Source organism: Burkholderia sp. (assembly GCF_018375725.1).
Classification (GTDB): Bacteria; Pseudomonadota; Gammaproteobacteria; order Burkholderiales; family Burkholderiaceae; genus Burkholderia.
Map to the genome: position 1 here is coordinate 1 of NZ_JAHACR010000337.1, position 4234 is coordinate 4234.

3 protein-coding genes are annotated in these 4234 nt (G+C 70.4%); all 3 read right to left on the reverse strand.

Translation table 11 applies throughout. From position 1 onward, the window contains the following. On the reverse strand, positions 1–619 hold a 619-nt coding region (locus KH616_RS22160), incomplete at its 3' end, for a CTP synthase (RefSeq protein WP_292251355.1). Positions 620–910: 291 nt separating this feature from the next. Then, complete coding sequence (locus tag KH616_RS22165; protein WP_292251356.1) at positions 911–1741, reverse strand: alpha/beta hydrolase; 831 nt, start codon at positions 1739–1741, stop codon at positions 911–913. Positions 1742–1783: 42 nt separating this feature from the next. Then, positions 1784–4234, reverse strand: a 2451-nt coding sequence (locus KH616_RS22170; RefSeq protein ID WP_292251358.1) for a DNA internalization-related competence protein ComEC/Rec2, incomplete at its 5' end; no start/stop codon positions are given.

A 4234-nucleotide genomic window follows, 5' to 3' on the forward strand; every position in this document is an offset into this window, starting at 1 on the left:
TGCCGATCTCGCGCAGTTTCTGCACGCTGTGCTGGGTCGGCTTGGTCTTCAGCTCGCCCGCCGTCGCGACGTACGGCACGAGCGTCAGGTGCACGAAGCACGCGCTGTTGCGGCCGAGGCGCAGGCTCATCTGACGCGCCGCCTCGAGGAACGGCAGCGACTCGATGTCACCGACCGTGCCGCCGATCTCGACGATCGCCACGTCCGGCTCGCCGCAGGTGGCCGATGCCGCGCCGCGCTCGACGAATGCCTGGATCTCGTTCGTGATGTGCGGAATGACCTGCACGGTCTTGCCGAGATAATCGCCGCGGCGCTCCTTGCGGATCACCGATTCGTAGATCTGGCCGGTCGTGAAGTTGTTGGCCTTGCGCATCTTCGTGCTGATGAAGCGCTCATAGTGGCCGAGGTCGAGGTCGGTTTCCGCGCCGTCTTCCGTCACGAACACTTCGCCGTGCTGGAACGGGCTCATCGTGCCGGGATCGACGTTGATGTACGGATCGAGTTTGAGGAGGGTGACTTTGAGACCGCGCGACTCGAGGATCGCGGCGAGGGAGGCGGCGGCAATACCCTTGCCGAGGGAAGAAACTACGCCGCCGGTGACGAAAACATATTTGGTCATCGCTGAATGCTCGCGGGAAAAACGGATTATACCGTAAAGCCCGTGCTTCTCTCAGCAAATGACGTACCGATGACGCGCTGATCGCGCCCTTTCAAGCCGCGCGCCGCCCGTTGCGCGCAGCCGCTTGAAGCCGTGTTGCCGGGCAGCCTCGGGCGACCTGGCCCGGGCCGGGCCGCGACCTCCGCGGCAGGCGCCGGGGCGCGACCGATCGCCCCACGCGCCCGGATGGTCACGCCCTGACACGATGGCTCAGGCACGACCCGCCGACCGTATCGCTGGCCGGCCGCCCGGTCAGGCACGCCTCGCCAGCGGCACGACGGCCTCCTCCGCACGCAGCGCATTCAGCATGCGCTGCAATGCGCGCGCCGTCTCGAGCGGCCGCTCCATCGGAAACAGGTGGCTGCCTTCGAGCCACTCGATTCGCCCGCGCGTCGCCCGGCGCGTCGCGTCGAGCCCGACCTGCCGCACCTCGCGCGAGCGCGTGCCCGCCAGGAAGCCGAGCGGCACCGGTGCGCCGTGCGCCAGCCGCGGGCCGAGCGTGTGCGGCAAGGTTCGGTAGATCAGGTACTCGACCTGCCGGTCGAACGCGAGCGCGCGCTCGCCATCGGCGGACGCCTGTGGAATGCCGTAATCGATGTAATCGGCCAGCATCCGCTCGTCCCAGCGCGCGAACGCCGGCTTTTCGTGGAAGTGCCGCCATGCGTCGTCGCGATTCGCCCAGTGCGTGCGGCGATTGCGCGTCGCCGCGGCGGGCGACAGCCGCTCGTCGAGCCCCGCCCACTGGCTCGCGCGCAGCGCGCCGCTGCGCCAGCCCGCGATGATCGGCGAATCCAGCATCACGACGCCGCGCACCCATTGCGGCTTTTTCAGCGCGGCCATCAACGACAGATAGCCGCCGAGCGAGTGACCAACCAGCCATACCGGCCGCTCGTAGCGGCCGCCGATGTCGTCGAGCAACTGGTCGACGAGATGCGGCCAGTCACGCGTGACCGGATAGCGCCGGTCATGCCCGATCCGCTCGATGAAGCGCAGATCGTAGTCGTCGGCCAGCTCGGCGAAGATGGTCCGGTATGTCGACGCCGGAAAGCCGTTCGCATGCGAAAAATGGATGATGTCCTTCACGCGCCGCTGCCTCCCCTGATCCTTGATATGCCCGCTTGCGCATTACCGCCCCATCCAGTAGCGGCGATGCGCGTCGCGGTGACGTTCGAGCGCGAACGTGCCGCCGGCCGGCGCGACGTCGATCCGCACGGCGCCGTCGCGATCGGAGCGCGGCAGCGAAATCCCGCGCGCTTCGTAGCGCGCGAGGACGGTCCGATGCGGATGCCCGAAACGATTGCCATAGCCTACCTGAAATAGCGCGACGCGCGGCCCGACCGAATCGAGGAAAGGCTCGGTCGACGACGTCCGGCTGCCATGATGCGGTACGACCAGGATCTGCGCGGCCAGCGCGCCGCGGCCCGCCTCGACGAGCCGGCGTTCGCTGCGCGCATCGATATCGCCCGTCAGGAGTGCCGCGGTGCCGCCGGCTTCGACGCGCAGCACGCACGACTGTGCATTCGACGGCCCTGCACCGGGGCCGCCTTGCGGCCAAAGCACGGTGAACGTCACGCCGTCCCACGCCCAGCGCTGCCCGGCCGCACATGGCAGGCGGTCGACGACGCCTGCCGCCCGGGCCGCGCGCCACAACCGGTGGCCGGCGGGGATGCCCGCCAGCAGCCGGCGCACCTCGACGCCCGCATAGACCGCCTCGGCACCACCCGCATGGTCGGCGTCCGCATGGCTCAGCACCAGCATGTCAAGCGCCCGGATCCCGCGCGAGCGCAGGAACGGCGCGACGATCCGCTCGCCGGCATGAGTGGATTCCGGCCCGGGCCCGGTGTCGTACAGCAGCGTGCGGCCCGCGGTCTGGATCAGCACCGACGTGCCCTGCCCGATGTCGAGCGCCGTCAGCCTGAAACCGCCTGGCGGCGGCACATCCGGCGCGGGCGCGACGAGCGGCAGCCACGTGAGCGGCGCGGCCCAACGCAGCGGCCAGCCGCGCGGCATCAGCGCCCAGGCCACCCCCGTGCAGGCGAGCACCAGCACGGGCCAGTCCGGCATCGGCAGCCAGAATACGCTCCGCGGCCAATCCGCGAGCCATGCGAGCGCGGCCAGCATCGGCCCGAGCAGCGCGTGGGCAAGCCTGAACGCATGCATGTCGAGTGGCGCCGGCAGCACGATTCCGGCGAGCACGACAGGCGTCACCACGCTACTGATCCAGGGAATCGCGAACGCGTTGGCGAGCGGCCCCGCGACGGGAATCTGCGCGAACCACGCGGCCGTCAGCGGCGCAAGACCGATCGTGACCGCATATTGCGCCCGTGCGGCGTCCGTGACGCGATGCGCGGCACGTCGGCCGAGCGCGCGCAGCCATGCGGTCCGGCCGCCGTCGGCCGGCCCTGCGTCATCATGCCGCGCGGCGCGCCATCCCGATGCGGCGAGCAGGATCACCGCCACCGCGCCGAACGACAGCCAGAAGCCCGCCGACAATACCGCCCAGGGGTCGGCCAGCAGTACGCCGCCGAGCGCGGCGCACAGCACGGACGACGTCGGCACGCTGCGTCCGGCCAGATAGGCGACGCCAGCTGTCGCGATCATCCACCACGCCCGCTGCGCAGGCACGTTGAAGCCGGCGAGCGCTGCGTAGCCCAATGCGGCGAGCAACGCGCCCGGCACGGCAATGCAGGGCGCAGGCACGACGAGCGCCGCCGCGCCGCCTCGCCAGCGGATCCGGCGCCAGCAAGCCGCCGTCACCCAGCCGGCGAGGCCGCCGACAAGGCTGATATGCAACCCCGAGATCGCGACGAGATGACCGGTGCCGGTATGGCGCAGGATGCGCCAGTCGTCGGCGCCGATCGCGGATTGATCGCCGATCGCGAGCGCAGCGACGATGCCGAGATGGCGCGCATCGGGCGCCAGCGCCACGCCGATGCGTTCGCGCAACGCATCGCGGCGCCGGTCGATTGCGGCCTGTGCGCCGCGCGCCCGTGCTTCGAGCAATTCCGCCCGCTCAAACCGCGTTACATAACCGAGCGCGCGAATACCCGCGCCGAGCCATGCCGCCTCGCTGTCGCGCACACCGGGATTCGCTTCGCCATGCGGCCGCTTCAACCGCACCGTCAGCCGCCATCGCTGTGCGGCGCGCACGTCCGGCATCGCCGCTGCCGCACGCGCGCCATACGTCCGCGTCGACAACCTGATAACCGGCGGGAAATGCGCGATGCCGGCATCGTTGGATTCGACCGCGAACAGGAACCGCGCGCCGGTATCGTCGACTGCGGGCAACCCTTTCACAACGCCCGTGACCGTAATCTCGCGCCCTTCCCACTCGGCCGACAGCGCATCGCGCAGCCGCCATTCGGCGCGCACCGCCGCGTACCCGAACCCCGCGACACAAGCGGCGGCGGCGCACAGCGACCAGCCGAATGCCGTCATCGCACGCGTATGCGCCTGCCTGTGCGCACGCCACACGCCGGCGCCCGCCAGCGCAGCCAGCACGAACGCACCGCATGTCCATTCCACGGCGCCCGGCAACGCCGCCTGCCGCTGCAGCGCGACGACGCCGAGCATGAA